1 pseudogene is annotated in these 554 nt (G+C 61.0%); it reads left to right on the forward strand.

Annotated elements, in window-relative coordinates:
- Positions 1 to 72: 72 nt before the first annotated feature.
- Positions 73 to 554: pseudogene (locus SAHL_RS18305) on the forward strand (hypothetical protein); the annotation flags it as partial.

The raw sequence follows: 554 nt of genomic DNA on the forward strand, positions 1-554 counted from the left end.
ATAGACGAGCGACAACTCAGCAGGAAAGCCGCCTAGCTTCTTTCCTCATACACCAGATTTGACAGTAACTCTGTGGCCGATGCATTCGTGCTCGGCAACGGTGCCGATGTCACCACCGCCAACAGTGTCGCGCTCGGCAGCGGTTCGCTAGCCGATGGCGATACCCTGGACGATGATCCGTTCCAACCGCTCGATGCCGACGGCAATGCCATTGCCGTGGCCGGCACCGCGCCGGTGGGTGAAGTCTCGGTGGGTGATGCAGGAAGCGAGCGCCGGGTCACCAACGTTGCGGCTGGCTCGGCGGATACCGACGCCGTCAATGTCTCGCAACTCTCGGCTGTGGATGACAAGGCCGACTACGCCAGCCAGGGGTTCGATGTTCAGACTAATGGCGACACCGCCACGAATGTGGCGCCCGGGGATACCGTGCAATTTATCGATGGCCAGAATATCGATCTCAGCCGCAACGGCACCGATGTAACGGTGGCGACCTCTCCCGATCTGACGGCCGATAGCCTGACCGTCAACAACGGCCCGACGATCAACGATAGCGG

The sequence above is a fragment of the Salinisphaera orenii subsp. halophila YIM 95161 genome (genome assembly GCF_003732545.1).
GTDB lineage: Bacteria > Pseudomonadota > Gammaproteobacteria > Nevskiales > Salinisphaeraceae > Salinisphaera > Salinisphaera orenii_A.